The 25,513-nt window shown below is 56.6% G+C and carries 23 protein-coding genes and 3 pseudogenes; 8 read left to right on the forward strand and 18 right to left on the reverse strand.

Features of this window, described 5'->3' with window-relative positions:
* Positions 1–5 precede the first annotated feature (5 nt).
* Positions 6–296: pseudogene (locus AC07U6_RS11540) on the forward strand (lipocalin family protein); the annotation flags it as partial.
* Between the two features lie 124 nt (positions 297–420).
* Here the strand turns inward: AC07U6_RS11540 and AC07U6_RS11545 are convergent.
* The 3 genes from AC07U6_RS11545 to hutH form a co-directional block, all read right to left on the reverse strand.
* The gene (locus AC07U6_RS11545) at positions 421–1,578 is read right to left on the reverse strand and encodes a M20 aminoacylase family protein (protein ID WP_494762099.1); all 1,158 of its coding nucleotides are present in this window, start codon (positions 1,576–1,578) and stop codon (positions 421–423) included.
* A gap of 112 nt (positions 1,579–1,690) precedes the next feature.
* Positions 1,691–3,376, reverse strand: coding sequence for a urocanate hydratase (gene hutU / locus AC07U6_RS11550; RefSeq protein ID WP_494762100.1), 1,686 nt, complete (start codon positions 3,374–3,376; stop codon positions 1,691–1,693).
* 28 nt (positions 3,377–3,404) lie between these two features.
* Positions 3,405–4,949 carry a histidine ammonia-lyase gene (gene hutH / locus AC07U6_RS11555; protein WP_494762101.1) on the reverse strand — a complete coding sequence of 515 codons (1,545 nt, stop codon included), beginning with the start codon at positions 4,947–4,949 and terminating at the stop codon, positions 3,405–3,407.
* 277 nt (positions 4,950–5,226) lie between these two features.
* On the opposite strand from hutH, the gene hutC reads away from it, so the two are divergent.
* A complete protein-coding gene (gene hutC, locus AC07U6_RS11560; RefSeq protein WP_494762102.1) occupies positions 5,227–5,982 on the forward strand; it encodes a histidine utilization transcriptional repressor HutC in 756 nt (251 codons plus the stop codon).
* On the opposite strand, the gene AC07U6_RS11565 is transcribed toward hutC, so the two are convergent.
* Both AC07U6_RS11565 and AC07U6_RS11570 read right to left on the reverse strand, forming a co-directional pair.
* Positions 5,966–6,526: a HutD/Ves family protein gene (locus tag AC07U6_RS11565; protein ID WP_494762103.1), complete on the reverse strand. Its 561-nt coding sequence runs from the start codon at positions 6,524–6,526 to the stop codon at positions 5,966–5,968. The two genes, hutC and AC07U6_RS11565, sit on opposite strands and share 17 nt — an antisense overlap.
* Positions 6,523–7,878, reverse strand: coding sequence for a formimidoylglutamate deiminase (locus tag AC07U6_RS11570; protein WP_494762104.1), 1,356 nt, complete (start codon positions 7,876–7,878; stop codon positions 6,523–6,525). The genes AC07U6_RS11565 and AC07U6_RS11570 overlap by 4 nt, the downstream gene beginning before the upstream one ends.
* Before the next feature lie 82 nt (positions 7,879–7,960).
* Between AC07U6_RS11570 and hutI the strand changes: the two genes are divergently transcribed.
* Together hutI and hutG are read left to right on the forward strand one after the other, a co-directional pair.
* Entirely contained in the window at positions 7,961–9,178 is a 1,218-nt protein-coding gene (gene hutI, locus AC07U6_RS11575; protein WP_494762105.1) for an imidazolonepropionase, read from the forward strand.
* Complete coding sequence (gene hutG / locus AC07U6_RS11580) at positions 9,175–9,963, forward strand: N-formylglutamate deformylase (RefSeq protein WP_494762106.1); 789 nt, start codon at positions 9,175–9,177, stop codon at positions 9,961–9,963. The genes hutI and hutG overlap by 4 nt, the downstream gene beginning before the upstream one ends.
* Positions 9,964–10,134: 171 nt before the next feature.
* On the opposite strand, the gene AC07U6_RS11585 is transcribed toward hutG, so the two are convergent.
* From AC07U6_RS11585 to AC07U6_RS11605, 5 genes and pseudogenes are all read right to left on the reverse strand, one after another.
* A complete protein-coding gene (locus tag AC07U6_RS11585) occupies positions 10,135–10,656 on the reverse strand; it encodes a 5' nucleotidase, NT5C type (protein WP_494762107.1) in 522 nt (173 codons plus the stop codon).
* A gap of 327 nt (positions 10,657–10,983) precedes the next feature.
* A pseudogene (locus AC07U6_RS11590) lies at positions 10,984–11,304 on the reverse strand (efflux RND transporter permease subunit); the annotation flags it as partial.
* Positions 11,301–11,639 (reverse strand): annotated as a pseudogene (locus tag AC07U6_RS11595) (efflux transporter periplasmic adaptor subunit); the annotation flags it as partial. The pseudogenes AC07U6_RS11595 and AC07U6_RS11590, both read right to left, overlap by 4 nt.
* 174 nt (positions 11,640–11,813) lie before the next feature.
* Positions 11,814–12,134, reverse strand: coding sequence for a PadR family transcriptional regulator (locus tag AC07U6_RS11600; protein WP_494764799.1), 321 nt, complete (start codon positions 12,132–12,134; stop codon positions 11,814–11,816).
* Positions 12,135–12,322: 188 nt separating this feature from the next.
* A complete protein-coding gene (locus tag AC07U6_RS11605; RefSeq protein WP_494762109.1) occupies positions 12,323–12,955 on the reverse strand; it encodes a flavin reductase family protein in 633 nt (210 codons plus the stop codon).
* A 93-nt stretch (positions 12,956–13,048) separates the two neighbouring features.
* On the opposite strand from AC07U6_RS11605, the gene rlmF reads away from it, so the two are divergent.
* Positions 13,049–13,978 carry a 23S rRNA (adenine(1618)-N(6))-methyltransferase RlmF gene (gene rlmF, locus AC07U6_RS11610; RefSeq protein WP_494762110.1) on the forward strand — a complete coding sequence of 310 codons (930 nt, stop codon included), beginning with the start codon at positions 13,049–13,051 and terminating at the stop codon, positions 13,976–13,978.
* An 82-nt stretch (positions 13,979–14,060) separates the two neighbouring features.
* Here the strand turns inward: rlmF and ybiO are convergent, their stop codons facing one another.
* The 6 genes from ybiO to rhtA all read right to left on the reverse strand — a co-directional run bounded on the left by ybiO (position 14,061) and on the right by rhtA (position 20,821).
* Positions 14,061–16,331, reverse strand: coding sequence for a mechanosensitive channel protein (gene ybiO, locus AC07U6_RS11615; protein WP_494762111.1), 2,271 nt, complete (start codon positions 16,329–16,331; stop codon positions 14,061–14,063).
* A gap of 131 nt (positions 16,332–16,462) precedes the next feature.
* On the reverse strand, positions 16,463–17,185 hold the full coding sequence (gene glnQ, locus AC07U6_RS11620; protein WP_494762112.1) for a glutamine ABC transporter ATP-binding protein GlnQ: 723 nt from the start codon (positions 17,183–17,185) through the stop codon (positions 16,463–16,465).
* Entirely contained in the window at positions 17,182–17,841 is a 660-nt protein-coding gene (glnP, locus tag AC07U6_RS11625) for a glutamine ABC transporter permease GlnP (RefSeq protein ID WP_494762113.1), read from the reverse strand. Before glnP ends, glnQ begins: the two co-directional genes overlap by 4 nt.
* A gap of 92 nt (positions 17,842–17,933) precedes the next feature.
* On the reverse strand, positions 17,934–18,680 hold the full coding sequence (glnH, locus tag AC07U6_RS11630; RefSeq protein ID WP_494764457.1) for a glutamine ABC transporter substrate-binding protein GlnH: 747 nt from the start codon (positions 18,678–18,680) through the stop codon (positions 17,934–17,936).
* Between the two features lie 395 nt (positions 18,681–19,075).
* On the reverse strand, positions 19,076–19,579 hold the full coding sequence (gene dps / locus AC07U6_RS11635) for a DNA starvation/stationary phase protection protein Dps (RefSeq protein ID WP_200545817.1): 504 nt from the start codon (positions 19,577–19,579) through the stop codon (positions 19,076–19,078).
* A gap of 345 nt (positions 19,580–19,924) precedes the next feature.
* A complete protein-coding gene (gene rhtA / locus AC07U6_RS11640) occupies positions 19,925–20,821 on the reverse strand; it encodes a threonine/homoserine exporter RhtA (protein WP_494762114.1) in 897 nt (298 codons plus the stop codon).
* Positions 20,822–21,185: 364 nt separating this feature from the next.
* Here rhtA and ompX point away from each other — a divergent pair, with 364 nt between their 5' ends.
* Positions 21,186–21,695 carry an outer membrane protein OmpX gene (gene ompX, locus AC07U6_RS11645; protein WP_105593511.1) on the forward strand — a complete coding sequence of 170 codons (510 nt, stop codon included), beginning with the start codon at positions 21,186–21,188 and terminating at the stop codon, positions 21,693–21,695.
* A gap of 74 nt (positions 21,696–21,769) precedes the next feature.
* On the opposite strand, the gene AC07U6_RS11650 is transcribed toward ompX, so the two are convergent.
* Both AC07U6_RS11650 and AC07U6_RS11655 read right to left on the reverse strand, forming a co-directional pair.
* Positions 21,770–23,350 (reverse strand): phosphoethanolamine transferase, encoded by a 1,581-nt coding sequence (locus tag AC07U6_RS11650; protein WP_494762115.1) that lies wholly within the window; start codon positions 23,348–23,350, stop codon positions 21,770–21,772.
* A 231-nt stretch (positions 23,351–23,581) separates the two neighbouring features.
* The gene (locus tag AC07U6_RS11655; protein WP_476703938.1) at positions 23,582–23,689 is read right to left on the reverse strand and encodes a hypothetical protein; all 108 of its coding nucleotides are present in this window, start codon (positions 23,687–23,689) and stop codon (positions 23,582–23,584) included.
* A 180-nt stretch (positions 23,690–23,869) separates the two neighbouring features.
* Here AC07U6_RS11655 and mntR point away from each other — a divergent pair, with 180 nt between their 5' ends.
* Together mntR and AC07U6_RS11665 are read left to right on the forward strand one after the other, a co-directional pair.
* A complete protein-coding gene (gene mntR, locus AC07U6_RS11660) occupies positions 23,870–24,322 on the forward strand; it encodes a manganese-binding transcriptional regulator MntR (protein ID WP_105593509.1) in 453 nt (150 codons plus the stop codon).
* A gap of 24 nt (positions 24,323–24,346) precedes the next feature.
* Complete coding sequence (locus AC07U6_RS11665; protein ID WP_494762116.1) at positions 24,347–25,462, forward strand: SLC13 family permease; 1,116 nt, start codon at positions 24,347–24,349, stop codon at positions 25,460–25,462.
* Positions 25,463–25,513 lie beyond the last annotated feature (51 nt).

The following is a 25,513-nucleotide window of genomic DNA, read 5'->3' on the forward strand; positions in this document are numbered from 1 at the left end:
TCGATGATCCGGGGAAAGCGCGCTGGAAAGAGAGTGAAGGCTGCGCTTACTTTACCGGTGCGCCGACCACTGCGGCACTCAAAGTTTCATTCTTTGGTCCGTTCTACGACGGCTATAACGTCATCGCGCTGGATGAGGACTATCGCTATGCGCTGGTCAGCGGCCCGAATCGCGATTATCTGTGGATACTGTCGCGTACGCCGCAGATCCCCGAGAGCGTAAAGCAGAATTACCTGGCAGTCGCCCGCGGTCTGGATTTCCCGGTGGATAAACTGGTGTGGGTGAATCAGCGATAACTCGCTGCTGCAATTTTCCTGCTCTGCGGTCGTATTTCAGATCGGGGATGTTCGGGGAAATGTAAGAAGCAGATGGCCCCGCAGGGGGCCATAAAGGCGAGTGATATCTACCGCTGGGTTTCAATCAGCCGCGTGGCAGCAGTTGCTCAACCAACGCGGTCCACAGCACGATGCCGGGGCCAATCAGCCCATCGTTAAAATCATAGTTCGCGTTGTGCAGTGGCCGTGAAGGCGTATCACCGTCAGCGCCGATCCAGAAGTAGGCTCCCGGACAGTGCTCCAGCATGCAGGCAAAATCCTCAGAGGCCATTGACGGGCTGACGTTCCAGTGTACTTTTTCAGCGGGCAGCAGCGTCAGCGCGCAGTCACGCACCTGGGCAGCTTCAGCGGCGTGATTCATGGTTACCGGATAGTCGCCCTGATATTCAATGTTGCCCTCAATGCCCAGCGGTGCGGTCAGGGAAGTCACGAACTCACCGATCATCTGTTTTACCCGGCTGCGCACGTCCGCCTGCAGACAGCGTAATGTGCCGCGCAGTACCACGTTTTCCGGAATGACGTTAATTGCCTCACCGCCGTTGATCTGAGTAATGCTGACCACCGCAGAGGCCAGCGGCGACAGGCGGCGGGCCGGAATGGTTTGCAGAGCCATAATCAGCTGTGCGGCGGCGACAATCGGGTCCGCGCCGTTTTCCGGCATGGCCGCGTGACAGCTACGGCCGCGCAGAGTGATTTCGAAGGAGTCCAGCGAGGCCATCATCGCACCTGCGTTAACGGCAACTTCACCGGCGGGCAGCCCCGGCCAGTTGTGCATGCCGTAGATAGCATCCATCGGGAACAGTGTAAACAGCCCGTCTTCCACCATGCGGCGCGCGCCGCCGAGGTTTTCTTCTGCGGGCTGGAAGACAAAATGCAACGTTCCGCTAAAGCGGCGGGTGGTACTCAGGTGCTTTGCCACCGCCAGCAGAATTGCTGTATGGCCGTCGTGCCCACAGGCGTGCATTACGCCAGGATTGGTGGAGCGGTACGGCGGATTGCTCAGCTCGGTGATCGGCAAAGCGTCCATGTCAGCGCGTAACCCGATAACCGGTCCTGGGCCATTTTCCAGCGTTCCGACCACGCCGGTACCTGCCAGGCCTCGGTGAACCTGCAGACCAAAAGCCTCCAGCTGCTCGGCAATCAGCTGTGAAGTGTGATGCTCCTGATATCCCAGTTCGGGGCGGGCGTGCAGGGCTCTGCGCCAGCTGGTAGCTTCATCCATCAGCGAAACGGGAACTGTCATTAATTACTTCTCCTGTGCAGGGTAACGCGCAGAAACAAGGTAGCATAAATCGGGGGAGGAAGAAGCGGGTAGCGGGGAAGAAAACAGGCCGGCGGACCGGCCTGGATAACGCTTAGTCGATCATGGGCAGGTTCAGCTCGTGCTTCGCGGCACAGGCTTTCGCTACCTCGTAGCCGGCATCGGCGTGGCGCATGACGCCGGTAGCCGGATCGTTCCACAATACCCGGCCCAGACGTTTATCGGCCTCGGCGCTGCCGTCGGCAACAATCACCACGCCAGCATGCTGCGAGAAGCCCATACCCACGCCGCCGCCGTGATGCAGGCTCACCCAGGTAGCGCCGCCTGCGGTGTTCAACAGGGCATTGAGCAGCGGCCAGTCGGATACCGCATCCGAGCCGTCGCGCATCGCTTCGGTTTCACGGTTCGGCGAGGCCACCGAGCCGCAGTCAAGGTGGTCGCGGCCGATCACCACCGGGGCTTTCAGCTCGCCGTTGCGCACCATTTCGTTAAACGCCAGTCCCGCCAGATGGCGCTCGCCCAGTCCCAGCCAGCAGATACGTGCCGGCAGCCCCTGGAACGCGATTCGTTCCTGCGCCATATCCAGCCAGCGGTGCAGGTTGGTATGGTCCGGGAACAGCTCTTTCAGCTTGGCATCGGTACGGTAGATGTCCTCCGGATCGCCGGACAGGGCGACCCAGCGGAACGGACCTTTGCCTTCACAGAACAGCGGACGGATATAGGCCGGCACGAAGCCCGGGAAGTCGAACGCGTTTGTTACACCTTCTTCCAGCGCCACCTGGCGGATATTGTTGCCATAATCCACGGTTGGAATGCCCATATGGCAGAAGTCGAGCATCGCCTGTACGTGCACCGCCATCGAGGCGCGGGCCGCTTTCTCAACGGATTTCGGATCGCTGCGGCGGGCCTCTTCCCACTGCTCAACGGACCAGCCCTGCGGCAGGTAGCCGTTAATCGGGTCGTGCGCAGAGGTCTGGTCGGTAACGATATCCGGCTTCATACCGCCTGCTTTTGCTCGTTTCACCAGCTCCGGCAGGATATCCGCCGCGTTGCCGAGCAGCCCGACGGAAATGGCACGCTTCTCTTTGTTCGCCTGGTCAATAATCGCCAGTGCTTCGTCAAGATTCTCGGCGCGGTAGTCTACGTAGCGGGTACGCAGGCGGAAATCGATGCGAGAAGACTGGCACTCAATGGCCAGCACGGAGGCACCCGCCAGCACGCCAGCCAGCGGCTGTGCGCCGCCCATGCCCCCCAGCCCGGCGGTGAGTATCCATTTACCGCTCAGATCGCCGTTGTAGTGCTGGCGACCGGCTTCGGCGAAGGTTTCAAAAGTACCCTGTACGATGCCCTGCGCGCCGATGTAGATCCAGGAGCCAGCGGTCATCTGGCCGTACATCATCAGCCCGGCTTTATCGAGCTTGTTAAAGTGATCCCAGTTGGCCCAGTGTGGCACCAGGTTAGAGTTGGCAATCAGCACGCGCGGTGCATCGGCGTGGGTGCGGAAAACGCCAACCGGTTTGCCGGACTGAACCAGCAGCGTTTCTTCCGGCTGTAGCGCCTGTAGAGAACGCAGGATCTGCTCGAAGCATTCCCAGTTACGGGCGGCTTTACCAATGCCGCCGTACACCACCAAATCTTCCGGACGTTCGGCTACGTCAGGGTCCAGGTTGTTCTGGATCATGCGGTAAGCGGCTTCAATCAGCCAGTTGGCGCAGTGCAGCGTGTCGCCGTGGGGAGCGCGAATGGTACGGGCAACGGCCTTGCTTACGGACTCAGTCATGGTTGTTTTCCTTATCGGTATTCATCGCTTAGTGGGCGCGTGCAGGCAGCAGCGCAGCAATCATTTTCGGCCAGCTGTCACCAGCGGCCCATAAACGCATCTGTTCGATATCCGGTGCCATCAGGCGATCTTTGTCGAGATAGGCGACTTTCTGGCGGATGGTGCTCAGCACTTCCTCCAGCTGCGGCGAGCTTTGCAGCGGACGGTGGAAGTCGATTCCCTGTGCGGCGGCCATCGCTTCAATCCCCACCACGGCGGCGGTGTTAAAGCACATGGCGCCCAGGCGACGGGCAGCATAGGTGGCCATGGATACGTGATCTTCCTGATTGGCGGAGGTCGGCAGGCTGTCAACGCTGCCAGGATGGGCCAGTGATTTGTTTTCCGACGCCAGCGCGGCGGCGGTGACCTGGGCGATCATAAATCCGGAGTTCACCCCACCGTCGTTGACCAGGAACGGCGGCAGGCCTGAGAGGCCGGTATCCAGCAGCAGCGCCAGGCGGCGCTCGGAGATGGCCCCGATTTCCGCCACGGCCAGCGCGATAATATCGGCGGCAAACGCGACAGGCTCGGCGTGGAAGTTACCGCCGGAGATCACTTCGCCGGTATCGGTAAACACCAGCGGGTTATCGGACGCGGCGTTGGCTTCGATTTGTAGCACCCGCGCGGCGTGGTTGAGATTATCCAGGCAGGCACCCATCACCTGCGGCACGCAGCGAATAGAGTAAGGGTCCTGCACGCGTCCGCAGTTAGCGTGAGAGTTAAGAATAACGCTGCCTTCCAGCAGACTGGATACCGCGGCGGCTACCGAGATTTGTCCTTGTTGACCACGGGCTTCATGGATGCGGTGATCGAACGGTTTTACCGAGCCTTTAATCGCTTCCAGCGACAGCGCGCCGGCTACCAGCCCGGCGGCAAAAACGTTTTCGCCTTCAAACAGGCCGCGCAGCGCCAGCGCGGTAGAAACCTGGGTGCCGTTCAGCAGTGCCAGACCCTCTTTCGGCCCCAGTTCGATCGGCTCCAGGCCGGCCAGAGCCAGACCGTCGCGAGCGGGCATCAGCTCGCCTTTCACCCGGACTTCACCTTCGCCCAGTAGCATCAGCGAGAGATGCGCCAGCGGGGCTAAATCGCCGGACGCCCCCACGGAGCCTTTCTCCGGAATACACGGCATCACGCCAGCGTTGAACAGGGCGATCAGCGCATCAACCAGTTCAATTCTGATCCCGGAATGGCCGCGCGCCAGGCTGATAATTTTGGTCGCCATCACCAGGCGTACCACGTCATCAGGCAGCAGTTCGCCAAGGCCAACGCTGTGGGACAGGACCAGGTTACGCTGCAGCTCGGCCAGGCGGTCCGCCGGAATGGAGGTCTGAGCCAGTTTGCCAAATCCGGTATTGATGCCGTAGGTCACTTTACCTTCGCTGACAATGGCTTCAACCGTATCGCGGGCCTGCTGGATGCGGCTGCGCGCCTGTTCGTCCAGCGCCAGCGTTACGCCGCCGCGATAAACGGTTTTCAGCGTGGCGAGATCGACCTTACCCGGCGTCAGTAAGCAGTGGGGCTGAGTCAGTGGCATGGTATACTCCTGTATAGACAACTAGGTGAGCATCAAACCTGTATTGCGGGCATCGGCCCGACAGGTTGTTAATGCGAGTTAAACTTCGGTCTGAATTGAGTGAATCACAAACGTATATTCTTGTCTATACAACTACACTAACTTGTCTTGCTGCGATCACAAAAAAAGGGGATGAAGCTGCTGAAATAAACGGCGGTCTCGGCGGAAAATTTAACATGTATATACATTTAGGATATTAGCCAGTAAACTGATTTTCCCACTGTTATAAGGATTCTGTATGGCAAGGCAGACTGCTATTTCTCAACTTTCCGCTGCAATGAGCGATCAGCCTGCTCCGATTTATCAGCGGGTGAAGCAGGCGATTATCAGTCAGATCAGTGAAGGAATCTGGCAGCCAAATCAGCGCGTGCCTTCTGAGAGCGAGCTGGTCAACGAGCTGGGCGTCAGCCGGATGACCATCAATCGTGCACTGCGTGAGCTGACCAGCGAAGGTTACCTGATGCGAATGCAGGGCGTGGGGACGTTTGTTGCGGAAGCCAAGGGCTATACCGCGATGATGGAAGTGCACAATATCGCAGAGGAGATCGCCCAGCGCGGCCATCGCCACAGCAGTAAGATTCTGGCTCTGGGCGAGAGCAAAGCCGATGCTGAGCAGGCGGCGCTGCTTGGCTTAACCAGCGGTCAGAAACTGTTTCATTCGCTGATGATCCATTACGAGAACGATCAGCCGGTGCAGTTGGAAGATCGCCTGGTCAACCCGCAGATGGCGCCGGATTACCTGCTGCAGGATTACACCGAACAGACCCCCTATACCTACCTGATGCGCGTGGCACCGCTCACCGCCGGTGAGCATGTGGTTGAAGCGGTTTTGCCCGACGCGCGGCAGTGCCGCCATCTGGCGATTGACGCGCAGGAACCCTGCCTGCTGATCCGTCGCCAGACCTGGAGTGATAATAAGATCGTCACCTACGCGCGGCTGCTGTATCCTGGCTCACGCTACAAGCTGATGGGGCGCTTTAAAGGCCATGGTTAAAGCTCGGTAGCAGCGTTCCCCACAGCAGCAGGGCATCACTCGATAGCGGAACAAAGTGGCCGCCCTGATTTTCCCACCAGGCGCCCTGATCCGCTGCTAACAGCGTTTGCCCGTGCTGCCACTGGCCGCCAATCACCATCACGACGCCCGCGGCTTCCACCGGCGGTGAAAATGCCGACTTGGTGGTTCCCGCTGCGGACACATAGCTCCCCCGCCGGGCCATAATATTGAAGTCGTGGCTTGCTCCTGCGGGCAGCCGGGCACTGATGCGATCCTCACCGGGAAACGAGTAGGGTTGATGTACCGTCAGACGCTGGCGCAGCCGATCGTCGCTGTACAGCTCCACTTCCCCATCCAGCAGGGTAATAATACGGTCGATGCCGGGGAACGCCGAAAAGTCCCCGTCGGTGGCGATCGTGGCGATACTGATGCGCCAGTCAAATTCGGTTTTGCCGGGTGGATAACTGATAATTTCCCGTGTTTCGCCGCCGCCGTTGCGCCAGGGGCTCACCGGCAGACTGGCGCTGCTAAATAAGTGGATCATCGCAGCGCCTCCAGTACCTGACGAAACTCAGCGTCAATCGATGACTGCTGCGCGTGCTGGCCGTGACTGATGCGCTGCACGCCCGCCACGAACACATCCTGAATCTGCCCACGATGCCCGGCAAACAGCCAGCGGTTGAGCAGGGCTTCATCGCTGGTCGCCCCCAGTAGCGCATCGTCAGATAGCACCAACCAGTCTGCGCGGTAGCCGGTCTGCAGGCTGCCGGTTTTCACACCGCAGGCCTGAGCGCCTCCCGCCAGCGCCTGCCGGTACAGCAGATCGCCCACTGACGGCTGGCTGGCCGTAACAATACGGTTGCGGCGGCGATCGCGCAGCCGCTGGGCATATTCCAGCCAGCGCAATTCTTCTGCGACGTCCAGCGAGACATGGCTGTCGGAACCTATCCCCCAGCGGCCGCCCCGGGCGATAAACTCGGTGGCAGGGAAAATTCCGTCGCCGAGGTTGGCTTCGGTGGTCGGGCAGAGGCCAGCTACCGCCTGGCTTGCCGCAAGGCGCGAAATCTCGCTGTCGTCAAGATGAGTGGCGTGAATCAGGCACCAGCGCGGGTCCACCTGAAAGCGATCCAGCAGCCAGCTAACCGGGCGCTCGCCGCTCCAGGCCAGCGAATCGTTGACCTCTTTTTCCTGCTCGGCAACGTGAAGATGCACCGGAAGATGCGCCGGGCTGGCCGCCAGTACCTCATGCATTTGCGTTTCGCTGACCGCCCGCAGGGAGTGGAAGCAGATGCCGTGGTTAATCAGCGGCTTGCCGTCAATCAGCTTCATCAGGCGCTGCTGCTGAGCGAGATAGGCGGCGGTATCCTGAATAAAGCGCTTCTGGCCCGGTTGCGCGGGCTGGCTGCCAAATCCGGCGTAGCTGTAAAGCACCGGCAGCAGGGTCTGGCCGATACCGCTGCGCCCGGCGGCGGCAATCAGCTCAACCAGCATTTCATCCTGCGGATAAGGCTGCCCGTCCGGCTGGTGGTGCAGGTAGTGAAACTCCGCCACCTGGCAATACCCGCCCTTAAGCATCTCAACGTACAGTGCTGCCGCAATGGCTCCGACCTGTTGCGGTGACAGACGCTGCACCATACGGTACATCAGATCGCGCCAGGTCCAGAAACTGTCCTGCGGGTTGCCCGCGACTTCGGCCAGCCCGGCCATCGCGCGTTGAAATGCATGCGAGTGCAAATTCGCCATAGCCGGTATGACAATACCGTCCAGGCGCTGCGCATCCTGCGGCTGGCTGTTAGTAGTCAGAGAGGCAATCTGGCCGTGGCTATCCACATCAATCAGTACATTATGCTGCCAGCCATCTGCAAGTAGGGCGCGGGGCGCAAAATAGCGAGTCATCGGTTGCTTCCTGTGCGTTGAAGTTGTATATACATATACATACTTATAGGAGAGCAGTAAAGCACACAACGTGGGAGAGGTGATGAACCAGCAACGCAACTGTGAGCATTTGTGGTACGGCGCAGATATTGTCACCATGCGTGACGGCCAGTACAACATCATCAAAGACGGCGCGATTGCCGTAGACGGGCAGCGGATCGTCTGGGTCGGGCCATACCAGGAGGCCGGGCAGTTTACCCCACAGCGGACCACCGATTTCGGTGGCGGCATTGTGACGCCGGGGCTGGTGGACTGCCACACGCATCTGGTGTTTGGCGGCGATCGCAGCCACGAGTTTGAACAGCGCCTGAATGGCGTTAGCTACAGTGAGATTGCCTCTGCGGGCGGCGGTATTCTCTCTACGGTCCGCGCTACGCGGGAATCGTCGCTGGCGCAGCTGGTCAGCAGCGCCCGGCATCGCCTTGACGTGCTGCTGGCGGAAGGCGTGACTACCGTAGAAATTAAATCCGGCTACGGGCTGGAGATCGCCAGCGAGCTGCGCATGCTGCAGGCGATTCGCCAGCTCGGCCAGCAGGTTCCGGCGCAAATTAAGGCGACCTGTCTTGCCGCACACGCGGTGCCGCCGGAGTATAAGCAGAAGCCGGATGAGTGGGTTGAAGTCATCTGCCGCGAGCTGCTGCCGCAGGTGGCCGCCGGACAGCTGGCGGATGCGGTGGATGCGTTCTGCGAGTATCTGGCGTTCACCCCGGCTCAGGTTGAGAAGGTCTTCCTTGCCGCACAGCAGCTGGGCCTGCCAGTCAAACTGCATGCCGAACAGCTGTCGTCGCTGGGCGGTGGTGCGCTGGCCGCGCGGTTTAACGCGCTGTCGGCGGACCATCTGGAATACGCCACCGAGAGTGATATTGCGGCGATGGCGCAGAGCGGTACGGTGGCGGTATTGCTGCCGGGCGCATTCTATCTGCTGCGGGAAACGCAGCGGCCGCCGGTGGCGCTGTTCCGTCAATACGGCGTGCCGATGGCGCTGGCCAGCGATGCGAACCCGGGCACGTCTCCGGTGCTGTCGCTGAGGCTGATGCTCAATATGGGCTGTACGCTGTTTGGCATGACGCCGGAAGAAGCGCTGGCCGGCGTCACGCTACACGGTGCTCATGCGCTGGGCCTGGCCGCCACGCACGGTTCGCTGGAGCCGGGCAAGCTGGCAGATTTTGTGCACTGGCCGCTGGAACGCCCGGCGGAGCTGGTTTACTGGCTGGGTGGGCAATTGCCCTGCCGGGTTATTTTCCGAGGAGAGGAACGATGAACGCTTTTGAGTTTAACGCCGGTAAGCTGCCGCTGCTGTTGAGTATTCCGCATGCCGGCACGGCGCTGACGCCGGAAGTTGAGGCCGGGCTGAGCGATGCCGCCAAAGGGCTACCGGATACCGACTGGCATATCCCTCAGCTCTACGAATTTGCCCGCGAAATGGGCGCCAGCGTGCTGGTCGGTAACTATTCGCGCTTTGTGATTGACCTGAACCGCCCGCCGGATAATCAGGCGCTGTATACCACTGCGACCACGGGTCTGTACCCGGAAACGCTGTTTGACGGTACGCCGACCTTTAAGCCGGGAATGACGCCGACGGCGGCACAGCGGGCAGGATATCTGCAAAATATCTGGCAGCCGTACCACGACCAAATCCGCCTGGAGCTTGAGCGAATCCGTCGCCAGTTTGGCTACGCGCTATTGTTTGATGCGCATTCCATTGCTTCACGGGTGCCACGACTGTTTGAAGGCCAGCTGCCGGATCTCAATCTGGGCACCAATGACGGGGCGAGCTGCAGCCCGGAGATAGCGGGGCATCTTAAGGCTGTCTGTGATGAACAGTCTCGCTTCAGCTGGGTGATCAACGGTCGCTTCAAAGGCGGATACATTACTCGCGCCTACGGTAAACCGGCGGAAAATCAGCACGCAGTTCAGTTGGAGCTGGCACAGTGCAACTATATGGATGAGCAGCCGCCGTTTGCCTGGCGAGGCGATAAGGCCCTGCATCTGCAGGTGGTGCTGAAGCAGATAGTGGATACGCTATTGCTTGAAAGTAAACAGTAATCCCTTCCAATGGGCTGGTTTGCAGGAGATGACTGAAGAGGGATTTTTCACCAGGCTGGTTCGAAAACACCGCCGCATAAACATGTGGCGGTACACTTTCATTCTGTAGCAGCGGATGCTTCTGTTCTTTAACGGCTAAACCCTGTGAGCGGTAGAAATGCCTGTCTTTGACTACAGCAGCAGTGCTTCAATATCGCGCCAGCTGTCCACTCGCCGGTAGCCGGTGACATGCCGGTTGTGCGGGGCCGTGTAGAGAATGCCTTCCCCGCAGAAACCGACAAAGTTAATCGCATTATCATCAATCATATAGTCGGCGTTAATAATGCTTTTATTACCGCAGAATACGATATGGCTGGGCTTGATCGCCGGGAAATGGATATTCAGCCAGCGGAATTTGGCATTAAATGAGGTCGGTACCTGCATTGCCGCAGTGGTAATAAAAATTTCATAGTGTTTGCTGAGGCTGGCAATAACGCGCTGGCTGTCGGGGATCACCGCAAGATCGGCAAAAAAATCCGGATGCCCGGCCAGTTCAAAGATCTCTTCCAGCTTTTCCGGATCGTCCTGATGCAGGTCAAAGAGGTTGAGTTCTTCAGTGGTGAGCTCCTGCGAAAAATGGCGGTTCCAGGTGTGCAGGATTTTAGAATGAAAGTCAGCGATAACCTCATCCATATCAATAGCAATGCGTTTCATAGTCACTCCATGGTGGGGTTTGAAGGCATAGCATATCAAAAAAAAGCCGGAAGCAGGGCTTCTGGCTAAAAAAGACTCAGGCACGGTCAGGAGGGTAATTTCGCAGTGATCCTGCCGTGGCGACATCATACGCGGGCGGTGTAAAGAGAAAACCGCATAAGCTTGATGAAGATCTTCAAAAAGTATGATGGATTTCACTAAGAATCCCTCATTTCAATTGTGGATTACCCCGATTTCAGCTCAACCTCTTCCCGGAGCATTTCGCAACTATCCTCGTTCATTTGAAATATTTATACACATATATTTCCCTTTTTTTATCTAACCTTCACGAGATTTGGCCCCTGAATTACGGAACTGAGCGACGGTTTGCAGGCGCGACTGTGCGCGCACCGTAGCCGTCAGCTGCTGGTTGCTGGCGGCGGGCAGGGCACCGAGTTTACCCGCTGTCACCTGCACGTTCTGTGCTTCAATCGCGCTCTGCACGTCCGACGGCATCAGGCTGTAGGAAGCGAGTTTGGCGGGATCGAGCCAGATGCGCATGGCGTATCCGGCACCGAAAACCTGCAGGCTGCCGACGCCGCTGACGCGGGCCAGCGGGTCCTGCAGGTTGCTCACCAGCCAGTCGGCGATATCGGAGCTGCTGGCGCGGTAGCATTGCCTTTGGCATCGCGGGTAATACCCTGCTGCGGTGCGAGAATGGCGTTTTCCACCACGCCTTCATCCACCGGGGTATAAACGGACATGCCCGGCAGCAGCACGTGCTGTGGATTCGGGAACAGGGCGCGCAGCGTGACCGACCCCGCGGTTTCATCCACCGCCACATCGGTCAATTCCAGACGACCTTTTTCCGGGGAGGGGGTGCCATCTTCCAGCGTCAGGGTGACATTCAGGGTGTTGCCATCGCTGGCCAGCGCGCGCTTACGCAGATTCAGCAGCTCCACGCTGGAGCGGGTCAGATCGACGTACACGCTGTCGAGGCTGCGCCTTCAGGCCGACATGGCGTAAAGTTTTGTCGTCCTGCCTGCATTAAATCGTAAAGAATTTCTCTATTAATGACGGTTCGATTGAGGTAACGAATGAATAATGGTTCGATTTGTCGTCAGTGTGCGCAGGCTGAATTTCAGCTTCTCAAACGCCTCTTCGATCAGCGGGTCTTTCTACGTTTGGCTGACCACCAGCTTTTTCATTTTTATCAGCGTGTCGCGCAGCGCCTCATGGTGTTGAGCGAGATACGCTTCGCCCGCCGCTGTCAGCGAATACTGTTTTTTACCGCCGCCACTTTCAATGGTCGTGGCATACTTCTCTTCCTCAATCGAGGCCAAAATCGGATAGATCACGCGGGGGCTGGGGCGGTATACACCTTGTGAATAGTCCCTGATCGAGGTGATCACTTCGTACCCGTGCGTTGGATTCAGCCGTATCAGATGTAGCACCAGCAGCACCCGTTCTATGCGGGTAAAGGCCTTACCGCGGCGCAACTGACTTTTGCCGGAGTCGTCCCCTTTTTTACCCCACTGGTGTTTGATTCGATGGGCAGATGTGTCTCTTTCATGGTGACTGTGCAGGTTAATGGCTGACCGAAATAAGATATATCTTGAGCAATTAACGCATCAAGATATATCTTGAGAGGATTCCGCCAGCAAAGAGTAAAAGTTTCGTTAAGACCCTATTTTAGGCGTGCATCAGGGCGGACGAGGTCAAAACGCTGCGCTTCACTGATACCGTAATAGGTGCTGGGGCCGCCGGCGCGCAGGATCGGCTCTGCCCTGGCGGTTTGATAAATGCCGTTGTCCAGCAGGTCGCTGTCGATGTGTATAGCGATGGCTTCCCCCAGCACCAGCCAGCTGTCCAGCAGCCCGCCCTGCGCATCCTGTAACTGTATGCACTGGGTGAGTCTGCATTCGAAGTTGACCGGGCTTTCCGCCACCATGCTGACATTCACCAGGCTGGCGGGCAGGGCGGTCAGTCCCGCGTGGACAAATTCGTCCTCCTCCCGCGGCAGCGAGGCCGAGCTTTCATTCATTGCCACCGCCAGTGGGCGCGTGGCGAGGTTCCAGACGAATTCACCGGTTTCAACAATATTCGCCACGCTGTCCTTCCAGCCGCTGCTGGCAAAGCCGATAATCGGTGGGCGATAGCTGAAGCAATTAAAAAAGCTGTAGGGCGCAAGGTTGCGCTGCCCGGCGGCATTCCGCGAGCTGATCCAGCCAATGGGGCGCGGGCCGATAATCGCATTCAGCGGATCGTGAGGCAGGCCGTGCCCCTGTTCCGGCCGGTAGGAATGGCGTGATCGTGACATAAATTGTCCTTATAAAGAGTAAAGTCAGCGGGAAATGTTTACCATTAATAGCACAGAGGGTATCTTACGCCGCTGCTGACAAGAGAGTTACTGATGAAAACCCCTGCCGAGAAAAATGTTCTCCACCCGCGTAACCGCCATCGCGGACGCTATGATTTCGCTGCGCTGACCGCCTGTCATCCGGCGCTGGCGCAGTTTGTTGCCGTGAACAACTGGGGCAGCGAGTCGATTGATTTCGCCAACCCGGAAGCGGTGAAAACCCTGAACCAGGCGCTGCTGCACCATTTCTACGGCCTGGCCCACTGGGATATCCCGGAAGGCTTCCTCTGCCCGCCGGTGCCGGGCCGCGCTGACTATGTTCATCATCTGGCCGACCTGCTGGCGGAAGATAACCGCCGTGTGGTGCCGCGTGACATCAACGTGCTGGATATTGGCTGCGGTGCCAACCTGATCTATCCGAGCATCGGCCACAGCGAGTACCAGTGGCGCTTTACCGGCACAGAGGTAAACGCACAGGCGATGACCGCTGCCAACGGCATTATTGCGGCGAACCCAGGCCTGAACCGCGCTATTCGCCTGCGTCGCCAGAAGGACAGTTCGGCGATCTTCAGCGGAATTATCCATAAAAATGAGCTGTATCACGCCACAATGTGCAATCCGCCGTTCCATGCCTCTGCCGCCGACGCACATGAAGGCAGCCAGCGTAAGCTGCGCAATCTGGGGCTGGATCGCAATGCGCCGCTGAATTTTGGCGGGCAGCAGGATGAGCTGTGGTGCGAGGGCGGTGAAAAGGCGTTTATCGGCCGGATGATTACGGAAAGTACTAATTTCGCCCGCCAGTGCATCTGGTTCACCTCGCTGGTTTCACGCCGTGAGAACCTTCCTGAATTGTGGCGCGCGCTGGAAGAGGCCGACGTGGCCGCCGTGCGCACTATCGATATGGCCCAGGGGCAAAAGCAAAGCCGCTTTATCGCCTGGACCTTTATGGAGCAGCCGCAGCGCACGCGCCTGCTGGGCAAGTAAGCTGACTGTGGCTGCGCTGCGCACTCTGCCTCCGGCGTTTTTTTATTCGGTGCAGAGTGTAGGATAGATTGATTCTACTGGCCTACTCTGGAGCAGGCAGCGCCGCCTGCACGCCTGCGGCACCGGCCACATCGTTGCCGCTCTGCATCACCTGCACCGTCTGATAAGGCACTTTGATCCCTGCGGCATCGAAGTGCTTTTTCACCATGCCGTCCAGCGCGAATCGCACCGTCCACTGCTTCAGCGGCTGGGTGGTGAACGACACGCGCACGGTGAACGCCTGATTGGTTAAGCCGACCAGCCCGGCAAACGACGGCTCGCCAATCACCATCCCCCGAATGGTTTTATCCTCCAGCAGTTCCCTGACCGCCGCCTGCAGCGTGGCATTAACCCGATCGGTATCTTCGCGGCGATCCACGTCGTAGTTCGCCACAAACGAGCCGATACCGCGCACGAAGTTGGCAAAGGTGGTGATCGAGGACCACGGAATAATGTGGTAAGCCCCGGTATCCTGACGTACGCCGACGGAGCGAATCGACATCCGCTCCACCGTGCCGGTAATCGGCCCGATGGTCACCAGATCCCCGGTGTTCATCCCGTTTTCAAACTGGATAAATACGCCGGTGATAATATCTTTGACCAGCGTTTGTGAACCGAACGACACCGCCAGGCCTAGCGCACCAGCGCCGGCCAGCAGCGGGGCGATATTTACGCCGATCTCAGACAGCACAATCATAATGGTGATGGTGCTGATCACTACCGCCAGCGCATTGCGGAACAGCGTCAGCAGCGTGCGGGTACGTGCGCTGGGCATCGGGCGCCCGTGGGAATCTGAGGCGAGTCGGCTCTCAATCAGGCTGGCCAGCAGCGTCCAACCCACCGCGGAAAAGAACAGGATCACCACGATACGGATCAGGATATCGACCAGTTTTTCCCCCGCGCCCACGGTGAGCCAGTGCCAGAGGTCAAACAGATGCCAGGCATTCAGCAGCATCAGGGTCACGGCAAACACGCTGATCACCCGGGCCAGCTTGAGCATCGCCGACAGCCAGCCGTTAACCCGCTGCTGAAGCTCAGGGTAGTTGCGGCGCAGTTCCGGGGAGAGCACGATGGTTTTATTGATCCAGCGAGTCAGCATGCCGGACACCAGCGCGCCGATGGCGATGATCGCCAGCGATCGCACGCTGGCGGACATCATAAACTTCAGGCTGTTGCCGGGATCGAACAGGGAAAACAGGAACAGGACAATAAAGTAGGCGCTGGCCAGCCAGTGCCACACCAGCGCAAAAGCGCGGATAAACAGGGCGAAAAAGGCCAGCGAGCGATCCGCCAGCCGCGCCAGCTCCTGCTGGATATTGCGGCGGTTGTGGAAAATAAGATACAGCGCCCACGCCGTGACCAGCCCCATGACCAGTATGTTGATCAGCGCCCCGACCTGCACGTTCACCTGATTCGACACGATCGGCACGATCACCAGCAGGCCGTAACCGATCAGCCCGCTCAGCCAGCTGATACGGGTACTCCAGTAGGCGGCGCGGTCATCGCTGAGATGGAAGAATCGCAGCTGGGGGTAGCGCGGGCAGAACATCAACCTGAGTATTGCTTTGAAAAATTCGATCAGCGCAAAGGCGTTAAGGAACAGCCCCTGCTGGTAGGCGATGGTGCGACTGCCGCCATTCATATTGTCGCTGAGTATTTGCCCGACAAACAGCGCCAGCGCCAGCAGCAGCAGATCGATCACAAAGGCACCGGCAATCATCGCCGGCAGATGCAGCCAGCTGGTGCGCTCACTGTTTTTTCGCCGTCCCCAGGCACCCATACGACGATAGACTGGGGATACTGCCCAGCGAGCCAGCCAGTAAAAGACGAACAGCGCGGCTGCCAGCATGGCAAAGTGGCTGAGGGCGTTAAAAAAGGTCTGCTGGTTAAACGGCTTATGAGGCGCATCGACGATATTTCGCTGCAGGGTTTGCAGCCGGGAGGCAAATTCGCCGCCAAACTGACGGCTGACGTCGGTCACACTTTGCAAGACGGTTTTATCTTCCTCTTCTTCCGGCGGCGTCAGTACCGGGTCGGCAGGGGCTACCGGGGGCTCTGAGGCTTTGCGCAGCTGTTCAATCAGCTGTTGGCGGGACTGGTCGTTATCCAGAATATTGGCCAGAGCGGCCCACGCGGCGCGCTTTTCATCCGCATCGGGCGGTGCTGTTTCTGCGGCAGATGTCGTCTGCTGCGACTGGGCGGCGACGGCTGCGGCGGGTAACGTCACGGCCTGACCCGTGGACAGAAGCGTGCTGCATACCATCAGCAGTAAAGCCTGGAACAGATAGCGCAGTGGGGAAGTAAATCCGGTCATCCTGTTCTCCTGTTGTGACACCCGCTTCAGCGGCAACAGAAAAGTATAGACGTCTGGCTCAGGGCCAAAAGGCAATGAGTGGGATTTTAGGAATCAGTCGAAGCGGGGCGGCGGATTCCGCCCCGGCAGGATTACGATACGTGCTGCAGGAATTCGCGCAGACGGGCGCTCGGCGGGTTAGTAATCAAGTCGTCCGGGTTACCGTCTTCGGCGATGCGGCCTTTATCGATAAAGATCAGGCGCGAGGCCACTTTCTGGGCGAAACCGACTTCGTGGGTGACGATGACCATGGTCATTCCCTCTTCCGCCAGGTCCTGCATCACTTTCAGGACTTCGTGGCGCAGTTCCGGGTCAAGGGCTGAGGTTGGCTCATCAAACAGCATCATCTTCGGCTTCACCGCCAGCGCACGGGCGATGGCCACGCGCTGCTGCTGGCCACCGGACAGCTCGGAAGGGAAGTGGTTGGCGCGCTCGGCGAGGCCCACTTTGCTCAGCAGCTCTTTTGCCAGCCGATGCGCATCAGCCTTCTTCGCGCCGCGGACGCGGATTGGACCAAAGGCAACGTTATCCAGCGCGCTCATCTGCGGGAACAGATGGAACTGCTGGAATACCATGCCGGCTTCCTGACGGATCAGGCGGTCATCGACTTTCGGGTCGTTAACCTTCAGGCCATCAACGATCAGCTCGCCGCTGGTAATCTCTTCCAGCTTGTTAATGCAGCGCAGCAGGGTAGATTTACCGGAACCGGATGGGCCGATAATCACGACCACTTCGCCTTTTTCAATTTTCAGGTCGATATCGTGCAGGACCTGAGTGGTACCGAAGTGCTTGGAAACGTTCTTAAATTCAATCACAGGATTTTCATCCTTTTCTCAATGCGACGCAGAACAAAGCTCAGCACCAGCGTAATAATCAGATAGATAACGGCAACGGCGCTCCAGATTTCCAGCGCGCGGAAGTTACCGGCAATAATTTCCTGCCCCTGACGAGTCAGTTCGGCCACGCCGATGACGATAAACAGGGAGGTATCCTTGATGCTGACGATCCACTGGTTACCCAGCGGTGGCAGCATGCGGCGCAGCGCCAGCGGCATAATCACGTAGCGCAGCGTTTCACGGCTGGACAGACCCAGCGCCAGACCGGCTTCACGGAAGCCGCGGTTAATCGACAGCACCGCACCACGGGTGATTTCAGCGATGTAGGCACCTGAGTTAATGATGATAGTGACCACGGCCGCGCTGAACGGGTCGATCCGCAGATCGGTAAACGCCATGGGCAGGGCAAAGTAAATGAACATCACCTGCACCACGATTGGGGTGCCGCGAATCAGTTCGATGAAAACTAGCGCGATGCTGCGTGACAGCCAGCCGCCGTAGGCGCGGGCAAAACCGGCAATCAGGCCGATAATCACACCGCCAACCAGACCGAGGACCGAAATCCACAGGGTCAGCTTGGCACCTTCAAGCAGGATTGGAATAGCAGGCCAGATGGCGCTCCAGTCAAACTGCATGTTTATTCTCCGGATCTAAAACCATTTTTGTTGATGTGGAAAAATGCGGGAACGCATCGGCTCCCGCATTAAGTACAACCGTTCGACTCTTATTATTTAGGTTCGCTGCCGAACCATTTTTTGTACAGCGTGTTGTAAGTACCGTTCTCTTTCAGCGTTTTCAGCGCGCCGTTCACTTTCTCACGCAGATCGTCGCTGCCTTTCGGGAAGGCAATACCGTACTGCTGAGCTTCAACCGGCTCGCCTACCGCTTTAAACTGGCCTTTGCCAGCGGTATGGATGAAGTACAGGATGTTTGGCGTGTCGTGCAGCACGGCGTCAGCACGGTTGGTACCGAGTTCCATGTAGGCGTTATCGATGTTCGGGAACTGGCGCAGATCTTTAGTTTTGATGTGCTCTTTCGCGTAGTCCACGGAACCGGTGCCGCTTTTCACTGCCACAACTTTGCCGTTCAGGTCTGCAATACCCTTCACGCTGTCGTTGTTCGCTTTCACCATCACCTGCAGGCCGCTGTTGTAGTAGCCGTCAGAGAATTCGATCGCTTTCTTACGCTCGTCGGTAATGGTGATACCGGCCAGGGCCAGATCAATATTACGCGTTTGCAGCGCAGGGATAATACCGGCGAAATCCATCGGCTTCAGGGTGTATTCAAGATTTAGCTGTTTTGCAATTGCATCCCACAGGTCGATGTCGAAGCCGACATATTTATCACCCTGTTTGAATTCGAAAGGAACAAAAGCGGTATCTGTTGCTACGATCAGTTTCTTATCTGCAGCTGTGGAAGACACGGCGAACGCCATGGTCAGCGCAGCCAGAGTGACCTTAAAAATTGACTTCATCATTTTATCCTTATCGCTTCCCGGACGTCCCGGGTAAATGCCAGCAGCCCTATGAAAGAATCATGCCAGGTTTGCAATGATATGGAAAACAGCGGGTTAATGCGAGTTTTCCGAAAGGTGCTGACACGATACAGTGAATTGCACTCATGTGGGGCGTCATTTTGGTGCATCTCGTCCAGTGTGGTGCAATGGGCCGCCCCGCTTGCATTAGCAGTTGTAGCAAATTGCCGGATAAAAACAACAGATAGTGTCGTAGGGGATTAATTTATTGCCAGTGGGCTCTGATTTTTTGTGGGAATAGCGTGGGGTATGCGCCGAGGTGGGGGATAAAAAAAGAGCAGATGGCGGGGCCATCTGCTCAGAAGTGGTGAACACGTCAGATTAATGCAGCGGGTTTACTCGATGTTAGACTCGATAAACCACAGGAATTTGTCCAGATCGCGGGAAGCAGCGGTAAAGATATCGGCGCTGTCCTCATCAGAGACTTCACTAATAGCTTTACGCACGTCATTTGCTACGACTGCATAACGGTCAGCCAGCGCTTTCAGGTGTTCCTGCACGCTGTGAATGTTCAGCGGATAGCTTTTCAGCGGCGTTCTGTCGTTAACAATCTGCGTGGTTCCAAGTGCAACGCCACCCAGCTGTACCACACGTTCTGCAATAGTATCCTGGTGATCGGTAATCGCGGTGCGGAATCCATCCAGCATTTCGTGAACGGCGATAAAGTTTGCGCCGCGCATGTTCCAGTGCGCCTGCTTGGTGATCAGTGACAGGTCGATGAACTCAGTAACCAGACGATTAAGCACCTCAATCGTGGCTTTTTTCTCGTCGTCGGCCACATCGTTACGGGTGTAAATCAGATCAGAAGATTTTGCTTTAACCAGTTTAGCGGTACTCATCTTTAATATCCTCTTAATGGTCAGGTTGTCCTGTTAATTGACGGAAATAAGTATAGCACCGTTCTTTAAACCTGTATTAAAGGTGGTTCCTATCGCTTTAATAGCGCGTGATGAGTTGATTTGCCGAGGGTTAGTTTGTTTTTTTCGCAGGTTTGAATATTAACGGGAATGATTTATATTTCTAATTTTTTTGCAGGTCATTGAATTGAATCGGAGTTTTTATTTTTAGTTTGAATATGGATTCTTTGTAATTAATGATTATTTCCATGTTAGTTTATTGTTTCTGCATAAAATAACAAACCGATAAATCTCCCGCTCCGTTTGGGCGAAGCGGGAAGATGCCCGTTATTCTCGACTCTCGTTTACCGGCATAATTTTTGTCTTTGCCGGACGTAAAGTCATGGTCGAACCGGCAGACGCTACGATGATCGCCAGCAGTGCCAGCCACTGCACCAGGCTCAGCACTTCACCCAGAAACAGAATGCCGGAAATCGCCGCCATCGCCGGTTCCAGGCTCATCAGAGTGCCGAAGGTACGTGCGGGCATACGGGTTAGTGCCACCATTTCAAGAGAGTAGGGCAATGCGCTGGAAAGAACGGCAATCGCCAGGCCAATCGGGATTAACGATAACGCCCAGCCGCCGCTGTGGGCGAACGTCAGCCCCAGCGGAACAAACACCAGTGCGCCGATCAGCGAACCCATTGCTGCGGTGGCCGGTCCGTGCTGGCTACCCGCACGCTTGCCGGTAATGATATACACCGCCCACAGCGCGCCCGCGCCGAGGGCAAGCAGCGCGCCAGCGGGATCGACGCTGCTGACGTTCTCGCCGAGCGGCAGGAGAAACAGCAGCCCCAGCAGTGCAAGCACCACCCACAGGAAATCCAGCGGACGGCGCGAGCTGGCGAGCGCGAGTGCCAGCGGCCCGGTAAACTCCAGCGCTACCGCAATACCCAGTGGAACCGTACGGATCGATAAGTAAAACAGATAGTTCATCCCGCCCAGCGACAGGCCGTAAATAATCAGCGGCAGGATTTGGCTGTGCTGAAAGCGTAAACGCCAGGGTTTAAACACGATGCAAAGGATCAGCGTACCCAGCCCGAGACGCAGCGCGGTAATGCCCGGTGCGCCCACCAGTGGGAAAAGCGATTTCGCCAGCGCGGCACCACCCTGTATTGACGTCATTGCAATCAGTAAGAGCAGAACGGGAAGCCAGATGGAATTTTTTAACTGTTGAGGGGACATCCTTTATCTCAGTCCTTATGTTCCGTTGTTAACCGATGTAGAACGACAGTCTACGTGAATGGCAGCGATAATCTCAGGCCATCGCGCTAAAAAATAAACGGAAGCTAAAGAAAACAAAAGAGTTAGGTAAAGAACTGTCAGGTTTCAATTGGGATTACTCTCAATGAACCTTTTTTTACAGGGGATAAAATAGTGAGCGATGTCGCATAAATATAAGAAAAATGAATAACATATAAACTTCCATTAACTTTCTGTTACACCAAATATTCCGTTAGACAATGAAAATAGGGCGGAGTTTCCCACTATATTTTGTTATATTTTTAGCGTTGTCAGGATAGAAGTACTTTTTACATTTGAGGTGGTTATGAAAAAAATTGCATGTCTTTCCGCACTGGCTTGCGTTCTGGCAGTTTCTGCTGGTTCAGCAATGGCACAAAGCACCGTTACCGCTGGTTACGCACAGAGCGACTACCAGGGTATCGCTAACAAGGCGAACGGTTTCAACCTGAAATACCGTTACGAAAACGGTAGCGATCCACTGGGTTGGATCGGCTCTTTCACTTACACCGAGAAAGATCGTACTGACGCTGGCGATTACATCAAGGGCCAGTACTATGGTTTCACCGGTGGTCCTGCTTACCGTCTGAACGACTGGGCGAGCATCTACGGCGTTGTAGGTATCGGCTACGGTAAATACCAGTACAACGAACCAAACCGCGAAAAATATGATTCAAGCGACGTAGGCTTCTCCTACGGTGCTGGTCTGCAGTTCAACCCAATCCAGAATGTTGCTCTGGATGTGGGCTACGAGCAGAGCCGTATCCGCAGCGTTGACGTTGGCACCTGGACTGCTGGCGTAGGCTACAGCTTCTAAGTTGCCTCTGCCCGGTTCGCTTTTGCGAATCCATGCTGATAAATCCGCCCTTCGGGGCGGATTTTTTTTGGCTGCTATTTAGCGAATGGGTCCTGCTGCAGCTGGCTGAACGGCAGGCGCTTCAGGGCAAAGTTGGTGACCTGAATCGCCGGGCCTTTATCGTTTGAAATAAAGCGATAGGTAGGATTGATCTCTTTGGCGCGAATACCGGTCCACTGCGAAAACAGCAGCAAAAAATCATTAGCGGAACGCGGCTGGCTGATGAGCTGGTGGCGACTGTCGTTGCTGGAGGTAATCAACATCGGTACCTCGAAATTCTGCCGATATTTATCATCGTGCGTCAGATACTCGTTGCGCGTGCCTTTTTCTTTAAACGCCAGCCCATGGTCGGAGAAATACATCAGCGAGAAACTCAGCCCGCTGCCGTGCAGCCGCTGCCACAGCTGGCTGAGAAAACCGTCGGTCTGCGTGATGCTGTAAAGGTAGCAGGAGGTTTCGCTGGAGTGCAGATACTCAATGAAACGCCCACGTGTGCGATCGCAGGCTTTGGGGTGCGATCCCACAAGGTGATACACCAGCAGGCGCGGTTTCTCTACCGGTCTGGCCAGCGCCGCGGCGGTAAAGCTCAGCAGGTCTTCATCCCGCGTATTTTTATCCGCTTCAAAATCGCCCTGTTTGAGGAAATGCACCATCTTCGCGCGACGGGCGATACTGGCAATCGGCGTATCAAATTGCCCAATCTGTCCCTGATTCGACAGCCACCAGGTATCAAACCCCGCGCGATTCGCCAGGCTGATGATGTTGTTCTGGTACTGTGGCTGGCCATTGACGACCTGATTCAGCGTCAGCCCCAGCGATTTCTGCGTGGAGGAGGCAGCCGACGTGTACTGGCTGAAAAACTGGCCGTTGAGCTGGCTGGCAAACGGGGTGTTATCCCAGTGACCACCAAAAGCACCCATCGCATCACGGCGTGCGCTTTCACCGATAACAATGACGTAAATCTGCCGATCGGGTTTGACCCCAAGCAGGTGCCAGTCATCCTGCAGCGTGGCAAGCTGACTCATGCGGTCGATCTCTTTATCCACCGACACTTTGCTTTCAATCGTATCTTTCACGAAGCGCACCAGCGGATAACCGGCGTCTTTCAGATTGAATACGCCGCCGGTGAGTTGATTCAGCACTGGCTGGGTGAGCCAGGCCACCACGACGAAAGCCAGACAGGCGCTCTCACGATGCCCCCACTTAGCCTTTGGTTCGGGTTTGCGCTTCAGCGACAGTAAACCGGCGGCGATAATCGCCAGGCCAATCGCGTAATCGTGCAGCGGAAAAATCATCAGCACCTCGCTGGCTTCTTCCGCATTGGTGGCGTGTAAAGCAAGCAGGGTATTGAAATTGGGCGGGCCATAAACCTGACCAAACGGATAATAGAAACCGGCAATCAGGGTGGATAATACCAGCAGAGCTTTTTGTCCTCTGGGTAGCACCCGGGCCAGCAGCATTGATAATACCGTGAAAGCCAGCAGATAAAGCCATTCCAGAACATAGCCAAATGCCTGGTTAATCATAAAGGAAAGCAGTAGATACAGTCCGGTATACGGGCTCAGCCAGCCACGGTAGCGGCTTATCGAAACGGTTTTCAGTAGGGTCAGATTCATGCTCAATTCTTATAGAAAAAGCTATAGCTCACCGCCTCAGCATGTAACTGAAGTAGCAACTGCCTGATACAGCTCGTCAGAAATGGGGAGACTGGGGAAGGATGGGACCCGATCGGCCTGCACTCTTTACGAAAGGCTGGGAAGATAGTCGTTGTTTTGCAGGAAGGCAACCAGCGATATGAATAAGTTATGTGAAGTGGTTTACAAAATGAAGAGGAACGAAGAAGGGGATTAAGAGGCCGGGGTTGCCGGCCTGTTTTTAAGCAGCATGTTCAGCAGCATCAGCCGCAGGGTAAAGGGTGAACGACTAAACAGTTTCAACAGTAGTGGTACTCTCATGTTAAGCCCCTCCAAACGTCAGGGTATGAACGATTTATCAACAGATATAGCACAGGCTATATCCCATAGCCAGAGCTAATACGCTAAATTTTGTGCTTCTTTAAGCTTCGTTTACAATGGCAGACGAACAGACCGCTGCACGGTGCTAAAAAGCAGCGGAGGATAATAAGAGGAAGCTGAATGAGTCGTCGCGCAAAAGTAGCAGTGCCCGCGCCACTGAAAGATATTGAAGAGCATGTCGAAGGCTTCCGCCAGGTACGTGAAGCCCATCGCCGTGAATTAATCGATGACTATGTTGAGCTGATTTCCGATCTGATCCGGGAGTTCGGAGAGGCCCGGCAGGTGGATATGGCTGCCCGTCTGGGGGTTTCACAGCCAACGGTGGCAAAAATGTTGAAGCGTCTGGCAACTGCCGGCCTGGTAGAGCAGGTGCCCTATCGTGGCGTCTTCCTGACGCCGGAAGGTGAGAAACTGGCGGAGGAGAGCCGTGAACGTCACCACATCGTTGAGACATTCCTGCTGGCGTTAGGTATCAGCCCGGATACCGCCCGCCGCGATGCCGAAGGGATTGAGCATCACGTCAGCGATGAGACGTTAGCTATTTTCCAGAAGTTTAGCGAAAGTCGTAAGTAATCTATTTCAATTCTGCGAGCCAGCATGACAACCCTGCTCAGGCCTTTTTTGCACGATCGTTTTCTGCATCTGTTAGTGGTTCTGGGCCTGTTGCTGGCCTGCTTTGTACCCTTCACCGTTGCCGAGTTGCCCCGAGCGGTTGACTGGCCGACGATGATCACCCTGTGTGGTCTGTTAATGCTGACCAAAGGCATTGAGGTCAGCGGCTATTTCGACGCGCTGGGCCGGCGTCTGGTGCAGGGCTTTCAGCATCAGCGCCAGCTGGCGCTGTTCCTGGTGGCTGCCGCCGCGCTGCTGTCCACGTTCCTGACGAATGATGTCGCGCTGTTTATCCTCGTTCCCCTGACGCTTTCGCTGCGGAAATATTCGGCGCTGCCTGTCGTGCGGCTGATTATTTTTGAAGCGCTGGCGGTGAATGCGGGATCGCTGCTGACGCCGATCGGTAATCCGCAAAATATTTTGCTGTGGCGTCACGGCGATCTGGCGTTCGGCGAGTTTATCTGGCAGATGCTGCCGCTGGCGGCGTTGCTGCTGTTGAGTTTGCTGCTGCTAACTGTCTTTTGCTTCCCGACCCGGCGGATTGAACGCCATCCGCATGAAGACGAAGCTCGCTGGCAGCGTCCTCTGTTGCTCGCCAGCGCGCTGCTTTATGCGGTGTTCATTGCGGCGCTGGAACTGGATCTGGCTGTCTGGGGATTAGGTCTGGTGTTTGCTGTCTTCCTGCTAATGGCGCGGCGCATCCTGCTGACCATCGACTGGAGCCTGCTGGTGGTGTTTATCGCCATGTTTATCGACGTATTTTTACTGACCCGGCTGCCGGTACTGCAATCGTCGCTGCACGCCGTGGGTCAGTTGCCGCAGCTGGGGCAGTTTCTGCTGGCGGCGGGATTATCGCAGGTGATTAGCAACGTTCCTACTACCATTCTGCTGCTGAGCAGCCTGCCGCCTTCGGCGCTGCTGGCCTGGGCGGTGAATATTGGCGGCTTTGGATTATTGCCGGGTTCGCTGGCTAACCTGATTGCACTACGCATGGCGAAAGATCGCCGCATCTGGTGGCATTTCCATCTTTATTCTATTCCGATGCTGCTGTGGGCGCTGGTCAGCGGCTGGATTCTTCTTTTGATTATTCGTGCTGACTGAACTCTGGACAGTCTGGTTTCGTCAAGAAAGCCTGGTAATTGTCAATTTACG

The organism is Erwinia sp. GW821-FHT03D09 (assembly GCF_059420805.1).